1 pseudogene is annotated in these 285 nt (G+C 46.3%); it reads right to left on the reverse strand.

The features are described from left to right. A pseudogene (locus tag AAC147_RS12710) lies at positions 1-285 on the reverse strand (toprim domain-containing protein); the annotation flags it as partial.

Genomic DNA, 285 nt, shown 5'->3' on the forward strand with positions numbered 1-285 from the left:
CCTTGCCGATATTCTTTTTCAGCCTGCCGTTTTTGTCTCGTTCTTCCGGTTCATGCCAGTCATTATCGGCGGCAATGATGATTCTGGAGTTTGGATACTGCTCTCTAACCTGCCCGGCAACAACCAATAGGTTACTTTCATCAATCGCTGCCAGTACCACGCCTTTATTTAGTTGGCTGACAGTTAAAGCTGTAGCGTAACCTTCGGTAATGATGATTGTGTCCGGCGTTCCGGTAATCTCAGTGATCGGGATAAAACTGCCTTTTTTCTGCGAACCAGAAACAA

The sequence above is a fragment of the Xenorhabdus sp. NBAII XenSa04 genome, assembly GCF_963866145.1.
Lineage (GTDB): Bacteria > Pseudomonadota > Gammaproteobacteria > Enterobacterales > Enterobacteriaceae > Xenorhabdus > Xenorhabdus indica.